The following is a 15,195-nucleotide window of genomic DNA, read 5'->3' as shown; positions in this document are numbered from 1 at the left end:
TAGATCCGAGGTAAGCGTCATGAAGTTTTCCCTGTTCGTACACATGGAACGTTGGGACGAAAGTGTCAGCCACCGTCAGTTGTTCGAAGACCTGACTGAACTGACCCTGATGGCCGAGGCTGGCGGTTTCAGCACCGTATGGATTGGCGAACACCACGCCATGGAATACACCATCTCGCCAAGCCCGATGCCGCTGCTGGCTTACCTCGCGGCCAAGACCACCACCATTCGCCTGGGCGCCGGCACCATCATCGCGCCGTTCTGGCACCCGTTGCGGGTGGCGGGCGAATGCGCCTTGCTCGACGTGATCAGCAACGGGCGCATGGAAGTCGGCCTGGCCCGTGGCGCTTACCAGGTGGAGTTCGACCGCATGGCCGGCGGCATGCCCGCTTCCAGCGGCGGCCAGGCGCTGCGCGAGATGGTGCCGGTGGTGCGTGCGTTGTGGAAAGGCGACTACGCCCACGACGGCGACATCTGGAAATTCCCCACCTCCACCAGCGTGCCCAAGCCGATCCAGCAGCCTAATCCGCCGATGTGGATTGCCGCCCGCGACCCGGACTCGCACAACTTTGCGGTGGCCAACGGCTGCAACGTGATGGTCACGCCGCTGATGAAGGGCGACGAGGAAGTCCTCGACCTGAAAAACAAATTCCAGGCCGCCCTCGACAACAACCCCGGCGTACCACGCCCGCAACTGATGGTGCTGCGCCACACCCATGTGCATGCCGCCGATGATCCGGACGGCTGGAAAGTCGGGGCCAAGGCGATCTCGAAGTTCTATCGCACCTTCGATGCCTGGTTCGGTAATAAAGAGGTGCCGGTGAATGGCTTCCTGGCACCGAGCCCGGAAGAAAAATTCGCCGCCCGCCCGGAGTTCGAACTGGACAGCCTGCACAAGACCGCGATGATCGGCACCGCCGAAGAAATCATCCCGCGCATCCGCTACTACCAGGAACTGGGGGTGGATGAGTTCAGCTTCTGGTGCGACAACAGCCTGCCCCATGCCGAGAAGAAGAAGTCGTTGGCGCTGTTTATCGAGCAGGTGGTGCCGGCGTTTCGTTGATTGCTTGCAGGCGTCGCACCAAACAAGTGCGACGCCTGCCCGCCCGGTCATCAACTGAACAGTTCGACACCCAATTGGAACGCGACCCACAGCGCCAGCCCCGTGGCGAAAAGCAGCGCGATATTTTCGAACAGGTTATTGCGGTATTCCTTGCTCAGCAGCGACTTCTGGTTGGACATAATCAGCAAGCCGAGGGAAATTACCGGCAAGCCAATGATGTTCAACGCGCTGACGCCGATGGTCAGCGTGACAAAGTCCGGCATGCCCGGCAGCGACCACATCAGCGGAGTCACCAGGATGAACAACATGAACCACTTGTGCATCGGGTCATGGTGGAACTCTTTGCCGTAACGCTCCCGGCGTCCAGGCCGTACGTGCTGGAAGGCATCGGTGATCAGCATCGGAAAGGCCGTGGTTTTGCCGGAGATGCTGGCAAACAGCGTAGCGAATACACCGATAAAGAAAATGTACCAGCCGATCGGCCCAAAGAAGATTTCGAGCGCCTTGCCCAGGTCGCCCAAGGTCTTCACTTCAATACCGTTGGGCCGCAGGATCTCGGCGCCCACAATCCAGATCGCCAGATTGATCACAATGCCGACGAACACGGCGAATAGCAGGTCGTTACGCTGGATGCGCTTGTGCTGTGGGCCGACCCAGCCTTTCTGGCGCATGACATAAGGGTGCACGAAGTTGGCAATCGAGCCCGCCACCGCGCCGATCACCGAGACCGCCACCAGCAACGCCCCGTGTACGCCCTCATCCGGCGGAATGCTGAAACCGATAGTCCCTTTGACAATGCCTGCCATATCCGGCCCGGACATCACCGCCAAGGCAATGAACGCCAGGGTCATGATTGCCAGCAGGCCTTTCATCACGCCTTCGATCATCGAATAGATATTGCGCCCCACCAGCAGCCACACCGCCAGCACCACCGCCACCGAACACAGCAGCGCGTAGTCGGTCTTGAACAGCATGGCCAAAGCTTCACCCGCACCCTTAATCATATAGGCATTCATCAAATGCCCCATCAGCAGCGCATACACCAGCAGGAACCAGGCGAAGAACGGGTTCAACTGGGCATAACCCTGAAGGATCGTCATGCCTTGGTTATTGCACAGCTGAAAGCGCGCAATGATGTTGACGATCAGGTACCTGAGCAGCAGAGAAACTGCCAGCACCCACATCATGGCGTAGCCGTAATTGGCGCCGGCAACGGAGGAAGTAATCAAATCGCCTGCCCCCAGCCAAGACAGAACGGCGATCACGCCTGGGCCTAATAACTTGAGTAGTCGTACAACATGGCCGCTTACGGGTGCGGCAGACTTGCCTTCTATTGAAGGGAAATCGGTCATAGGGGAAGTCTCCGTTGTTTTTTTTGTGAGAGCGGGGATAGTCGAACACAATTGATATGACGTCGTATAACCAATCAGGGTGGGTATGTATTAATAAATGTTTCCTGGCGGGCGCCCCCTTGAGTGCTGATTGACCGGACAGAAAGAGGATTGGATCGCTGTGCACACGGCAAAATGTACTACCTGGTTACTTATCTTGCTAAAATCGCGTCTTTGCCCTCTCTCACTCGAGTCCTTTCGACATGAAACGAGCATCGCGCGCCACTGGCGTCTCTAGATTCCTACTCTTGGGCCTGGGCGTAATCATCGCCCTGCTCGGCCTCGCGCTGGCCGTTGGCGGCGCCAAACTGGTCAGCCTTGGTGGTTCCTGGTACTTCCTGGTCGGCGGCGTGGCCATGGCGGTTTCCGGCCTGTTGATTGCCCGGCGCAACACCGCCGGTGCATGGTTGTTCGCGGCGTTCCTGATCGGCACGGCCATCTGGGCGGTGGCGGATGTGGGCCTGGTGTTCTGGCCGCTGTTCTCGCGGCTGTTCATGTTCGCGGTTATCGGCCTGGTGGTGGCGCTGGTGTATCCGCTGTTGGCGGGCCGACCTGCGCGCGGTGCCTATGGCGTCGCCGCCGTGTTGGCGGTGGGCGTGGCGGTGGCGGCGGGCAATATGTTTGTCGCCCATCCCAGCGTCGCGCCGACCGGTGCGGGCCCAGGCATCACGCCCGTGGCCGCAGCCGACGCGCAGAAGGACTGGGCCCACTACGGCAACACCGAAGGGGGCAGCCGCTTCGCCGCGCTGGACCAGATCAACCGCGACACTGTCGACAAGCTCAAGGTGGCCTGGACGTATCACACCGGTGACGTGGCCCTCAGCGACGGCAACGGCGCCGAAGACCAGCTCACGCCCCTGCAGATCGGCAACAAGGTGTTTATCTGCACGCCCCACAACAACCTGATCGCCCTCGACGCCGACACCGGCAAAGAGCTGTGGAAGAACGAAGTCAACGCCAAGTCGGCGGTGTGGCAGCGTTGCCGGGGCATGGCGTATTTCGACGCCACCGCGCCGATTGCCCAACCGACCCAGCCCAACAGCTCGCCGATCATCGCCGCCAGTGTTCCCGCCGGTGCGCAGTGCCAGCGTCGCTTGCTGACCAACACCATCGATGCGCGCCTGATCGCCGTGGATGCCGACACCGGCAAATTCTGCGAAGACTTCGGCATCCATGGCCAGGTGGACCTGAAAGCCGGCCTGGGCAATGTGCCGGACAGCTACTACCAACTGTCTTCCGCGCCGTTGATCGCCGGGACTACCGTGGTGGTGGGCGGCCGCGTCGCGGATAACGTCCAGACCGATATGCCCGGCGGTGTGATCCGTGGCTTCGATGTGATCAGCGGGCAAATGCGCTGGGCCTTCGACCCGGGCAACCCTGAAGACAAACAAGCACCAGCCGCCGGCAGCACCTACGTGCGCAGCACGCCCAACAGCTGGGCGCCGATGTCCTACGACCCGTTGATGAACACGGTCTTCCTGCCGATGGGCAGCTCGTCCACCGACATCTACGGCGTGGAACGCACCCCGCTCAACCATAAATACGGCGCGTCCGTGCTGGCGCTGGATGCCTCGACCGGGGCTGAAAAGTGGGTGTACCAGACCGTCCACAATGACCTGTGGGACTTCGACCTGCCGATGCAGCCGAGCCTGATCGACTTCACCCCACCGGGCAGCGACAAGGCGGTACCGGCGGTGGTGATCGGCACCAAGGCCGGGCAGATCTATGTACTCGACCGCGCCACCGGCACGCCGCTGACAGAGGTCAAGGAAGTACCGGTCAAGGCCGCCAACATTCCGAACGAGCCTTATTCGCCGACCCAGCCCAAGTCCGTGGGCATGCCGCAGATCGGCGCGCAAACCCTGAGCGAGTCGGACATGTGGGGCGCCACCCCGTACGACCAGTTGCTGTGCCGCATCGACTTCAAGGGCATGCGCTACGACGGCCTGTACACCGCGCCAGGCACGGATAAATCCCTGAGTTTCCCCGGCTCCCTGGGCGGCATGAACTGGGGCAGTATTTCCACCGACCCGGTGCATGGCTTTATCTTCGTCAACGACATGCGCCTGGGCCTGTGGATCCAGATGCTGCCGTCGCAGAACAAGGCCCAGTCTTCGTCCGGTGGCGAAGCGCTGAACACCGGCATGGGCGCGGTCCCGCTCAAGGGCACGCCGTATGCGGTGAACAAAAACCGCTTCCTGTCGGTGGCCGGCATCCCGTGCCAGGCGCCGCCGTTCGGCACCCTCACCGCCATCGACATGAAGACCCAGAAAGTCGCGTGGCAAGTGCCGGTCGGCACCGTTGAAGACACCGGCCCCCTGGGCATCCGCATGCACCTGCCGATCAAGATCGGCCTGCCGACCCTCGGCGGCACGCTGTCGACCCAGGGCGGCCTGATCTTTATCGCCGGCACCCAGGACTTCTACCTGCGCGCCTTCAACAGCGGCAACGGCGATGAAATCTGGAAGGCCCGCCTGCCCGTCGGCAGCCAGGGTGGCCCGATGACCTACGTGTCGCCGAAAACCGGCAAGCAGTACATCGTGATCACCGCCGGCGGTGCGCGCCAGTCCACCGACCGTGGCGACTACGTGATCGCCTACGCCCTGCCATAACCCCCTCCTGGCGCGGTGCCCCGGTACCGCGCCTTCTGCTTTGGAAGACTCCGCATGACCCCCTCTTCTCATCTTTCCCTTGGGCGTCTGTTGCTCGGCCTGGCCCTGGGCGCCGCCCTGCCCGCTCAAGCCGACGACACCACCCTGACCGGCGACTGGGGCGGCCTGCGCCGCGAGCTCGACGAGCAAGGCATCCGCTTTACCGGCGACTACAGCGGCGAGACCGCCTATAACGCCCACGGCGGCCAGCACCGTTCGGCGCGCTACTCGCAAAACCTCAAGCTGGGCGTGCAGTTCGACCTGGGCAAACTCTACGGTTTCAACAATGGCGACCGCATCCAACTGACCCTCAACGACCGCCGCGGCAACAGCGCCTCCGAAGACCTGGTGGGCAACCGCCTGCCGATCCAGGAAAACTACGGCGGCCTCTACACCCGTCTCACCGAGCTGAGCTACGAGCGCACGTTGTTCACCCCGGCGCTGAACCTCAAGCTTGGCTATATGGCCATGGGCAATGACCTCGGCGGACTGGACAGCGGCATCCTGTGCACCTTCATGAACGCCGGGTTCTGCGGGCATCCGCTGAACATGTCCGGCGGCAGCGGCTGGACCAACTACCCGAACGCACGCCTGGGCGCCCGGGTGAAATACGACTTGTCACCTGCCTGGCAACTGCGCGTGGCCGCCTTCAATGTCGACCCCGACAGCAATGGCGATTCCAGCCGCGCCTGGAAGCTGAGCCCCAAGCACACCACCGGCACCGTGGTGCCGATCGAGTTGGTGTACAAACACGCAGGCCCCCTGCCGGGTGAATACAAACTGGGCTATTACTACGACAGCTCCGACGTCAAGCGCATCGGCAGCGATGACAAGGTCAGCGGTCGCGGCGGCCACTACCTGCTGATCGACCAGGCCGTATGGGCTTCCGACGCATCCGCCGGTCGCAGCCTGCATGCCTTCGGCCAATACTCCGCTGCCAGCGAAGCGGCCTCGCCGTTCAGCAAGTGGTACGGCGCAGGCGTGGTGTTGTACAAACCCTTCGAAGGCCGGCCGCGCGACACCCTGTCCCTGGGGTACGGGCGCGCCGTGCCCAACCCGCGCAGCCGTGACGTGCAGGAACTGGCCGCCTTCAACGCCGGCTCGACCTACCCCAACCTCGACAACGCCGAACAACTGATCGAACTCAGCTACGGCTACCAGGCCACGCCGTGGCTGAACCTGCGCCCGGATGTGCAATACATCGTCGAGCCGGGGGCGTTTTCGGGAGATAACATCGACAATGCGCTGGTGCTGGGATTGCAGGTTAAGGCGACGTTCTGACTCGCCCGTGCGCAAACGCCAGGCCAACAACAAAACCCAGCTGCCGTCAAAGCCTCCTTGCTGGGATGACTCTTTTAGCCCTGCTGATACTCGCGGGGCGTGCAACCAAACTCGCGGCGAAACACCGTATGCAGGTACTGCGCCGATTTGAACCCGCACTTGGCGGCAATATCGGCAATCGCCAGCTCGTGGCTTTCCAGGCCCTTGGCGGCGGCGGCGAGTTTGAAGCGCAGGATCTCGTCATGCACGCTGCAGCCGCGCACCTTGCGAAAGTGCGCTTCCAGGGATGAACGCGACACGCCGACATAGGCCGCCACCTGCGCGGTCTTGATGCCCTGGCAGGCGTACTGGCGGATAAACAGCAGCGCCTGCATCACGTAAGGGTTACCCAAGGGTTGATGCAGGCTGGAGGCCTGAACGTTGATGGCCTCCGGCGGCACCAGGACCTGCGTGCCCACGCACGGTTTGCCGTGCAGCATCTGGTGCAGCAAGGCGGCGGCGGTGCGTCCCATGGTTTCCGTGCCCTGGATCACCGAACTCAGCGGCACCCGCGTGAGGGTGCGGGTCAGGGGGTCGTTGTCGATGCCGATCAACGCCACTTGCTCCGGCACGGCGATGCCGGCAGTCAGGCAGGCTTGCAGCAATTGCCGGGCGCGGGCGTCGGTGACGGCGATGATGCCGATAGGCTTGGGCAGGCTGTGCAGCCAGGCAATCTGCTGTTCCACCGCGCTGTCCCACAACGGCGCACTGGTGCCCAGGCCGCGATACACCTCGACGTGCAAACCATCCCGTTGCAGCAGGTGGCGAAAGGCTTTTTCACGCTCCTGGGCCCAGCGATTGGCTTGGGCCTCGGGCAGGCTGAAACAGGCGAACCGAGTCAGGCCAGCTTCGATCAAGTGTTCGTAAGCCAACTTCATCAATGCGTGGTTATCGGTCGCCACATAGGGAATGCCCTTGGGATAGGCGCGCGCGTCTTCATAGGAGCCACCCACCGCCACCACCGGCAACGTGCTGTCGGCCAACGCTTCGCCGATCAGCGGGTCGTCGAAGTCGGCAATGATGCCGTCGCCCTGCCAGCGCTCGATGCCTTTGAGCCGGCATAGAAAGTCCTCTTCCAGGAACAAGTCCCAAGACGCGCGGGTGCTGCTCAAGTAATTGCCGATGCCGGCGATGATGCCGCGGTCGTAGATTTTGCTGCCGTTGAACAACAGGGCGATGCGGTGGACGGGCGGTAGGGTTTTCATTGTTTTTATCCTGGGGCCTGTGGCAACAGACTAGCCCCCACCACTCAAAATCGCACCACCCCTTGGTGATTTTCATAATCAGCGGGCCCGGTGCCGTTGCTAGTATCCAGACACCGCCAAGAACAATAAGGAAAACGCCATGCCGTACTTCCCCGGTGTCGACAAGGTTCGCTTCGAAGGTCCCAGCAGCGATGCCCCCCTCGCCTTTCGCCATTACGACGCCAACAAGCTGATCCTCGGCAAACCGATGCGCGAGCACCTGCGCATGGCCGCGTGTTACTGGCACACCTTCGTGTGGCCCGGCGCCGATATGTTCGGCATGGGCACCTTCAAGCGCCCGTGGCAGCGCAGTGGCGAGCCGATGGACGTGGCCATCGGCAAGGCAGAGGCGGCCTTCGAGTTTTTTTCCAAGCTGGGTATCGACTACTACAGTTTTCACGACACCGATGTGGCGCCGGAAGGCAGTTCGCTCAAGGAGTACCGCAACCACTTTGCGCAGATGGTCGACCACCTGGAGCGCCATCAGGAACAGACCGGCATCAAGTTGCTGTGGGGCACCGCCAACTGCTTCAGCAACCCGCGTTTTGCCGCCGGTGCCGCCAGTAACCCGGACCCGGAGGTGTTTGCCTACGCCGCTGCCCAGGTGTTCAGCGCGATGAACGCCACGCTGCGGCTCAAGGGCGCCAACTATGTGTTGTGGGGCGGCCGTGAAGGCTATGAAACCCTGCTCAACACCGACCTCAAGCGCGAGCGCGAACAGCTCGGGCGTTTTATGCGCATGGTGGTGGAGCACAAGCACAAGATCGGCTTCAAGGGCGACCTGCTGATCGAGCCCAAGCCCCAGGAGCCGACCAAGCACCAGTACGATTACGACAGCGCCACGGTGTTCGGCTTTTTGCATGAGTACGGCCTGGAGCATGAGATCAAGGTGAATATCGAGGCCAACCACGCCACCCTGGCCGGGCACAGCTTCCATCACGAGATTGCCACAGCCGTGTCGTTGGGCATCTTCGGCAGCATCGACGCCAACCGGGGCGACCCGCAGAACGGCTGGGACACCGACCAATTCCCCAACAGCGTCGAGGAGATGACCCTCGCCACCTATGAAATCCTCAAGGCCGGTGGCTTCAAGAATGGCGGCTACAATTTCGACTCCAAGGTACGCCGCCAGAGCCTGGACGAGGTCGACCTGTTCCACGGCCATGTCGCCGCCATGGATGTACTCGCCCTGGCGTTGGAACGTGCGGCGGCCATGGTGCAGAACGACCAGTTGCAGCAGTTCAAGGACCAGCGCTATGCCGGCTGGCAGCAGCCGCTGGGCCAGGCCGTGCTGGCCGGTGAGTTCAGCCTGGAGTCCCTGGCCGAACACGCGTTTACCCACGAACTGAACCCGCAGGCCGTGAGTGGTCGGCAGGAGATGCTGGAGGGGGTGGTCAACCGGTTTATTTATCGGTGACAGCGTGGTGAGCGGGTTTGTTGTGATGAGCGGGGTTGGTGTGGTGAGCGGGCTTGCCCCGCGCTGGGGCGCGAAGCGGCCCCATTGCAGGCGATGTGTTTTTAGCTGACACACCGAGGTGCCTGGGTTTGGGGCTGCTTCGCAGCCCAGCGCGGGGCAAGCCCGCTCACCACAATAAGCCTGCTCACCACACCAAACCCATTCACCACAATAAGCCCGCTCACCACACTAAACCCATTCACCACGACAAGCCCATTCACCACAAAAGTCCTGTTCACCACAAAAGCCCGGCTTGCCACAACACGCCGGTTAGCCACACCTACAGTGTTCGCCTAGAGTCTTCACCCAGTGTCTTTCCAACAACAATAAAAGGACGCACCACCATGAAGTCATTCAAACGTACCCTGCTCGCCACCGCCCTGGCCCTGTTCGCACTGCCGGTGATGGCCGATTCCGCCCACCCGAAAATCGGTTTTTCCATCGACGACCTGCGCCTGGAACGCTGGTCCCGTGACCGTGACTACTTCGTCGCCGCCGCAGAAAAACTCGATGCCAAGGTCTTTGTGCAGTCCGCCGATGCCAACGAGCAGAAGCAGATTTCGCAGATCGAAAACCTGATCTCCCGGGGTGTCGATGTGATCGTGATCGTGCCGTTCAACGCCACGGTGCTGACCAACGCGGTCGCCGAAGCCAAGAAAGCCGGGATCAAGGTGGTGTCATACGACCGCCTGATTCTCAACGCGGACATCGATGCCTACATCTCCTTCGATAACGAAAAAGTCGGTGAGATGCAGGCCAACGGCGTGCTGCAGGCGGCGCCCAAGGGCAATTACTTCCTGCTCGGCGGCGCGCCCACCGACAACAACGCCAAGGTACTGCGCGAAGGCCAGATGAAGGTGCTGCAACCGGCCATCGACAAGGGCGACATCAAGATTGTCGGCCAGCAGTGGGTCAAGGAATGGAACCCCACCGAAGCCCTGAGCATCGTCGAGAACGCTCTGACCCGCAACAGCAACAAGATCGACGCCATCGTCGCCTCCAATGACGCCACCGCCGGCGGTGCGATCCAGGCCCTGGCCGCCCAGAAGCTGGCGGGCAAGGTACCGATCTCCGGCCAGGACGCCGACCTCGCCGCCGTCAAGCGCGTGATCGACGGTACCCAGACCATGACCGTATACAAGCCGCTCAAGCTGATCGCCACCGAAGCCGCCAAGCTCTCGGTGCAACTGGCGCGTAACGAGAAGCCCACCTACAGCTCGCAGTACGACAATGGCAGCAAGAAAGTCGACACCATCCTGCTCACCCCGACCCCGCTGACCAAGGCCAATATCGACCTGTTGGAGAAGGACGGGTTCTATACCAAAGAGCAGATCGGCGGGCAGTGACCGCCATGGCCGACTACCTGCTGCAAATGAACGGCATCGTCAAAACCTTTGGCGGGGTCCACGCGCTGAACGGCATCGACATCAAGGTACGGCCGGGGGAATGTGTCGGCCTGTGCGGCGAGAACGGTGCCGGTAAATCCACCCTGATGAAGGTGCTGTCGGCGGTCTACCCCCATGGCACCTGGGAGGGGGAAATCCTCTGGGACGGGCAACCGCTCAGGGCCCAGTCCATCAGCGAAACCGAGGCCGCCGGCATCGTCATCATTCACCAGGAACTGACACTGGTGCCCGACCTGTCGGTGGCCGAGAACATCTTCATGGGCCACGAGCTGACGTTGCCCGGCGGGCGCATGAACTACCCGGCGATGCTCCATCGCGCCGAAGCGTTGATGCGCGAGCTCAAGGTGCCGGACATGAACGTCGCGCTGCCGGTGTCGCAGTACGGCGGCGGCTACCAGCAACTGGTGGAAATCGCCAAGGCCCTGAACAAACAGGCGCGCCTGCTGATTCTCGACGAACCCTCCTCGGCCCTGACCCGCTCGGAAATCGAAGTGCTGCTGGACATCATCCGCGGCCTCAAGGCCAAGGGCGTGGCCTGCGTGTACATCTCCCACAAGCTCGATGAAGTGGCGGCCGTGTGCGACACCATCACGGTGATTCGCGATGGCAAGCACATCGCGACCACGGCCATGGCCGACATGGACATCCCGCAGATCATCACGCAGATGGTCGGCCGCGAAATGAGCAACCTCTACCCCACCGAGCCCCACGCCATCGGCGAGGTGATTTTCGAAGCGCGCAACGTCACCTGCTATGACGTCGACAACCCCAGGCGCAAGCGCGTCGACGATGTTTCCTTCGTGCTCAAGCGCGGCGAAATCCTCGGGATTGCCGGGCTGGTGGGCGCCGGGCGTACGGAGTTGGTGTCGGCGTTGTTCGGCGCCTACCCCGGCCGCTACAGCGCCGAGGTGTGGCTCGACGGCCAGGTGATCGACACGCGCACGCCGCTCAAATCGATCCGCGCCGGACTGTGCATGGTGCCCGAGGACCGCAAGCGCCAGGGCATCATCCCTGACCTGGGCGTGGGCCAGAACATCACCCTGGCGGTGCTCGACAGCTATGCCCACCTGACTCGCATCGATGCCGAGGCCGAACTGGGCAGCATCGACCAGCAGATCGCGCGCATGCACCTCAAGACCGCCAGCCCGTTCCTGCCGATCACCAGCCTGTCCGGCGGCAACCAGCAAAAGGCCGTGCTGGCGAAAATGCTGATGACCAAGCCCAAGGTGCTGATCCTCGACGAACCCACGCGCGGGGTGGATGTGGGCGCCAAGTATGAGATCTACAAACTGATGGGCGCGCTGGCGGCCGAAGGCGTGTCGATCATCATGGTTTCCTCGGAATTGGCCGAAGTGCTCGGCGTGTCCAACCGCGTGCTGGTGATCGGCGACGGCCAGTTGCGTGGCGACTTCATCAACGAGGGGCTCACCCAGGAAGAGGTGCTCGCCGCCGCGCTCAGCCAAAACAATAACAATCGGAAAACCGCGTAGATGAATCAGGTCAAACAGCTGTTCACTCGCTACAAAATGCTCGCCCTGGTGATCGCCGTGGCGTTTATCTGGCTGTTTTTCAGCTGGCAGACCGAGGGCGGCTTCCTCACCCCGCGCAACCTGTCCAACCTGCTGCGGCAGATGTCGATCACCGGCATCCTGGCGTGCGGCATGGTGCTGGTGATCATCAGCGGCGAGATCGATTTGTCGGTGGGTTCGTTGCTGGGACTGTTGGGCGGGCTCGCGGCGATCCTGGATGTGGTCTATCACATTCCGCTGCTGGCCAACCTCAGCCTGGTGGCGTTGTGCGGCTTGATGATCGGTTTGGCCAACGGCTACATGACCGCTTACCTGCGCATTCCGTCGTTTATCGTTGGCCTCGGCGGCATGCTCGCGTTTCGCGGGATCCTGCTGGGGATCACCGGCGGCACCACCATCGCGCCGGTGTCGCCGTCGCTGGTGTATGTAGGCCAGGGGTATTTGCCGCATTCGGTGGGGGTTGGCCTTGGGGTCTTGCTGTTTGCCCTGACTCTGTTTTTGACCTGGAAACAACGGCGCAACCGCGCGCTGCATGGCTTGGCGCCGCACGCCCTGATGCGCGATGTGCTGCGCGTGGGGGTGATCGGCGCGGTGCTCGCCGGGTTCGTCACCACCCTCAACAGCTACGACGGCATCCCCGTGCCGGTGCTGCTGTTGCTGGTGCTGCTCGGCGTGTTCAGCTACGTCACCAGCCAGACCGTGTTCGGCCGCCGCGTGTACGCGGTGGGCAGCAATATGGAAGCCACGCGCCTGTCGGGCATCAACGTGCAGGCGGTGAAACTGTGTATCTTCGGGATCATGGGCGTGATGTGCGCCCTCGCCGGCCTGGTCAATACCGCACGCTTGGCTGCCGGCTCACCGTCAGCAGGCAACATGGGTGAGCTCGACGCTATCGCGGCGTGCTTCATCGGCGGCACGTCGATGCGCGGCGGCTCGGGCACGGTGTATGGCGCGTTGCTCGGGGCACTGGTGATTACCAGCCTGGATAACGGCATGTCGATGCTGGACGTGGACAGTTACTGGCAGATGATTGTGAAGGGCAGCATCCTGGTATTGGCGGTGTGGGTGGATGTGAGTACACGCACGGGTCGGCGCTGACTGCCTCACTTTCCGAGCAACACGGCCCCATCCCCCAGCCGTCCCAACTGATCCCCCGGATTGCGCAACGGGCAATCATCCAGGGACAGGCAACCACAGCCGATACAGCCATCGAGTTGGTCGCGCAGTTGAGTGAGGCTGTTGATACGCTCACTCAACAGGTCGCGCCAGTGCGTGGAGAGTTGGGTCCAGTCCTTGGCCGTCAACGGCCGTCCTGAAGGCAGTTCGTCCAACGCGTCCTTGATAGTCGCCAACGGAATGCCCGCGCGCTGCGCGACCTTGATCACCGCGATCCGGCGCAGTACGTCACGCTGATAACGACGCTGATTGCCCGCGCTGCGTTGTGCGTGAATCAACCCCTTGGCTTCGTAGAAATGCACCGTGGCCACGGTCACGCCGCTGCGCCGGGCCAATTCGCCCACGCCGAGGGGGATGCGCACATCGATTTTCGCTTCCATCCAGCTCTTGACCTCATCTAAACATGAGGTTTTATAAAGGGTGTCGGCTTGCCTTGGCAAGCCTTCAGTCCTTTGAATCGGAGCCTGCATGGACACACCTCAACCCTCCCCCTCCAACTGGGCCGCGCTGTTGTCCGGTGCCAACGGCGTACGTTCGCTCGCACTGGCAGGCGGCGTGGTGCTGCATGCGATCAACGTGTACATCGCCACCACGATTCTGCCGTCAGTGGTCCAGGACATCGGCGGCATCGACTACTACGCATGGAACACCACGTTATTTGTCGCCGCCTCGATCCTCGGCTCGGCATTGTCGGCGCGCCTGCTTGGCAGCCTCGGGCCGCGTGCGGCGTACCTGGTCGCCAGCCTGGTGTTCGCCGGCGGGGCCTTGGCCTGTGCGTTTGCGCCGTCCATGCCGGTGATGCTCGTGGGGCGGTTGGTGCAGGGATTGGGCGGTGGGTTCTTGTTCGCGCTGTCCTACGCGATGATTCGGTTGGTGTTCGATGAAAGCCTGTGGCCGCGCGCGATGGCGTTGGTGTCGGGGATGTGGGGCGTGGCGACGCTGGTCGGGCCAGCGGTGGGCGGAGTGTTTGCCGAGCTGGGTATATGGCGCGCGGCGTTCTGGTCGTTGATTCCGGTGGCCGGGTTGTTCGCGGTGCTGGCGGCGGCGGTCCTGCCCAAGCGCGGCACCGATAGTGTTGAGCCGACACCGCTGCCACTCGCCCAACTGGTACTGCTGACGGCGGCGGTACTGGCGGTGTCGGCCGGCAGTGTCTCGTCCACCCTGCCCCTGAACCTGCTGGGGCTGGCCGTGGCGGCGGTGTTTACCGCGCTGCTGATCGTCACGGAAAGCCGCGCCCGCCATCGACTGTTGCCCGCCGGAGCGTTTCGGATCACCACGGCACTCGGCGCGCTGTACGCGACGATGTCACTGCTGGCGGTGGCGGTGACCAGTGGCGAAATCTTCGTGCCGTTGTTTCTTCAAGTCCTGCACCACCAGTCGCCGCTGGTGGCCGGTTATCTGGCGGCATTGATGGCGGCTGGCTGGACGCTGGGGTCAATCGCCAGCGCGGGCGTGACGGGCAGCAACATTCGACGGGCGATCCTGGCCGGGCCGATCCTGGGCGTGGTGGGCATGGTGGCGCTGGCCATCTTGATGCCCGTCGAAAGCAACGGCAGCGCGCAGACACTCACACCGATCTGCCTGGCGCTTATCCTGATTGGGTTGGGCGTGGGGCTGGCATGGCCGCACTTGCTGACCCGGGTGTTCCAGGTGGCGCCGGCGGGTGAGCAGGACCTCGCGAGCGCGTCGATTACCACCGTGCAGCTGTTCGCTACCGCGTTTGGCGCGGCACTGGCGGGCATGGTCGCAAACGTCGCCGGCCTCAGTGAGCCCGGCGGTGTCGAAGGCACCGCAAGCGCTGCGGTGTGGCTGTTTGGGGTGTTTGCACTGGCGCCCGTGGTGGGTGTTCTGATTGCCAGGCGGGTGGTTCGCATGATCGGTCAGTAGCATGCCAAGCTCACCAATCCCCCTGCCTGAGCACATTTGACTGCATTCCAAGGTTGGATCGAGGTGCTCAGT

At 62.6% G+C, this 15,195-nt stretch carries 11 protein-coding genes; 8 read left to right on the top strand and 3 right to left on the bottom strand.

Annotated features, from left to right (window positions below; translation table 11 throughout):
• Positions 1 to 19 precede the first annotated feature (19 nt).
• Positions 20 to 1,063 carry an LLM class flavin-dependent oxidoreductase gene (locus tag J3D60_RS01580; protein ID WP_092488280.1) on the top strand — a complete coding sequence of 348 codons (1,044 nt, stop codon included), beginning with the start codon at positions 20 to 22 and terminating at the stop codon, positions 1,061 to 1,063.
• A gap of 50 nt (positions 1,064 to 1,113) precedes the next feature.
• Here J3D60_RS01580 and J3D60_RS01575 read toward each other — a convergent pair whose 3' ends face one another.
• Positions 1,114 to 2,415 (bottom strand): Nramp family divalent metal transporter, encoded by a 1,302-nt coding sequence (locus J3D60_RS01575; RefSeq protein WP_065925518.1) that lies wholly within the window; start codon positions 2,413 to 2,415, stop codon positions 1,114 to 1,116.
• Between the two features lie 242 nt (positions 2,416 to 2,657).
• Between J3D60_RS01575 and J3D60_RS01570 the strand changes: the two genes are divergently transcribed.
• Complete coding sequence (locus J3D60_RS01570; RefSeq protein WP_253489065.1) at positions 2,658 to 5,066, top strand: glucose/quinate/shikimate family membrane-bound PQQ-dependent dehydrogenase; 2,409 nt, start codon at positions 2,658 to 2,660, stop codon at positions 5,064 to 5,066.
• Between the two features lie 54 nt (positions 5,067 to 5,120).
• Positions 5,121 to 6,386, top strand: coding sequence for a carbohydrate porin (locus J3D60_RS01565; RefSeq protein ID WP_253489062.1), 1,266 nt, complete (start codon positions 5,121 to 5,123; stop codon positions 6,384 to 6,386).
• Positions 6,387 to 6,460: 74 nt separating this feature from the next.
• Here J3D60_RS01565 and J3D60_RS01560 read toward each other — a convergent pair whose 3' ends face one another.
• Positions 6,461 to 7,630, bottom strand: coding sequence for a XylR family transcriptional regulator (locus J3D60_RS01560; RefSeq protein WP_253489060.1), 1,170 nt, complete (start codon positions 7,628 to 7,630; stop codon positions 6,461 to 6,463).
• A 139-nt stretch (positions 7,631 to 7,769) separates the two neighbouring features.
• Between J3D60_RS01560 and xylA the strand changes: the two genes are divergently transcribed.
• The 4 genes from xylA (at position 7,770) to J3D60_RS01540 (ending at position 13,158) form a co-directional block, all read left to right on the top strand.
• Positions 7,770 to 9,086: a xylose isomerase gene (xylA, locus tag J3D60_RS01555; RefSeq protein ID WP_253489058.1), complete on the top strand. Its 1,317-nt coding sequence runs from the start codon at positions 7,770 to 7,772 to the stop codon at positions 9,084 to 9,086.
• Between the two features lie 383 nt (positions 9,087 to 9,469).
• Positions 9,470 to 10,471, top strand: a complete 1,002-nt coding sequence (xylF, locus tag J3D60_RS01550) for a D-xylose ABC transporter substrate-binding protein (RefSeq protein ID WP_092488287.1) — start codon at positions 9,470 to 9,472, stop codon at positions 10,469 to 10,471.
• Positions 10,472 to 10,476: 5 nt separating this feature from the next.
• Complete coding sequence (gene xylG, locus J3D60_RS01545; RefSeq protein WP_253489056.1) at positions 10,477 to 12,021, top strand: D-xylose ABC transporter ATP-binding protein; 1,545 nt, start codon at positions 10,477 to 10,479, stop codon at positions 12,019 to 12,021.
• Positions 12,022 to 13,158, top strand: coding sequence for a sugar ABC transporter permease (locus J3D60_RS01540; RefSeq protein ID WP_253489054.1), 1,137 nt, complete (start codon positions 12,022 to 12,024; stop codon positions 13,156 to 13,158).
• A gap of 5 nt (positions 13,159 to 13,163) precedes the next feature.
• Here the strand turns inward: J3D60_RS01540 and soxR are convergent, their stop codons facing one another.
• Complete coding sequence (soxR, locus tag J3D60_RS01535; RefSeq protein WP_065939702.1) at positions 13,164 to 13,616, bottom strand: redox-sensitive transcriptional activator SoxR; 453 nt, start codon at positions 13,614 to 13,616, stop codon at positions 13,164 to 13,166.
• 88 nt (positions 13,617 to 13,704) lie between these two features.
• On the opposite strand from soxR, the gene J3D60_RS01530 reads away from it, so the two are divergent.
• On the top strand, positions 13,705 to 15,123 hold the full coding sequence (locus tag J3D60_RS01530) for an MFS transporter (RefSeq protein ID WP_253489052.1): 1,419 nt from the start codon (positions 13,705 to 13,707) through the stop codon (positions 15,121 to 15,123).
• The last annotated feature ends 72 nt before the right edge of the window (positions 15,124 to 15,195 follow it).

The organism is Pseudomonas sp. S3E17 (genome assembly GCF_024168685.1).
Classification (GTDB): Bacteria; Pseudomonadota; Gammaproteobacteria; order Pseudomonadales; family Pseudomonadaceae; genus Aquipseudomonas; species Aquipseudomonas marginalis.
The sequence above is the reverse complement of the archived record's forward strand: the minus strand, read 5'-3'. Positions and strand labels throughout refer to the sequence as shown.

Bases quoted from the DNA above. Each gene is read 5' to 3' on its own strand.
- J3D60_RS01580 (WP_092488280.1), top strand. From the start codon at position 20: ATGAAGTTTTCCCTGTTCGTACACATGGAACGTTGGGACGAAAGTGTC.
- J3D60_RS01575 (WP_065925518.1), bottom strand. From the start codon at position 2,415: ATGACCGATTTCCCTTCAATAGAAGGCAAGTCTGCCGCACCCGTAAGC.
- J3D60_RS01570 (WP_253489065.1), top strand. From the start codon at position 2,658: ATGAAACGAGCATCGCGCGCCACTGGCGTCTCTAGATTCCTACTCTTG.
- J3D60_RS01565 (WP_253489062.1), top strand. From the start codon at position 5,121: ATGACCCCCTCTTCTCATCTTTCCCTTGGGCGTCTGTTGCTCGGCCTG.
- J3D60_RS01560 (WP_253489060.1), bottom strand. From the start codon at position 7,630: ATGAAAACCCTACCGCCCGTCCACCGCATCGCCCTGTTGTTCAACGGC.
- xylA (WP_253489058.1), top strand. From the start codon at position 7,770: ATGCCGTACTTCCCCGGTGTCGACAAGGTTCGCTTCGAAGGTCCCAGC.
- xylF (WP_092488287.1), top strand. From the start codon at position 9,470: ATGAAGTCATTCAAACGTACCCTGCTCGCCACCGCCCTGGCCCTGTTC.
- xylG (WP_253489056.1), top strand. From the start codon at position 10,477: ATGGCCGACTACCTGCTGCAAATGAACGGCATCGTCAAAACCTTTGGC.
- J3D60_RS01540 (WP_253489054.1), top strand. From the start codon at position 12,022: ATGAATCAGGTCAAACAGCTGTTCACTCGCTACAAAATGCTCGCCCTG.
- soxR (WP_065939702.1), bottom strand. From the start codon at position 13,616: ATGGAAGCGAAAATCGATGTGCGCATCCCCCTCGGCGTGGGCGAATTG.
- J3D60_RS01530 (WP_253489052.1), top strand. From the start codon at position 13,705: ATGGACACACCTCAACCCTCCCCCTCCAACTGGGCCGCGCTGTTGTCC.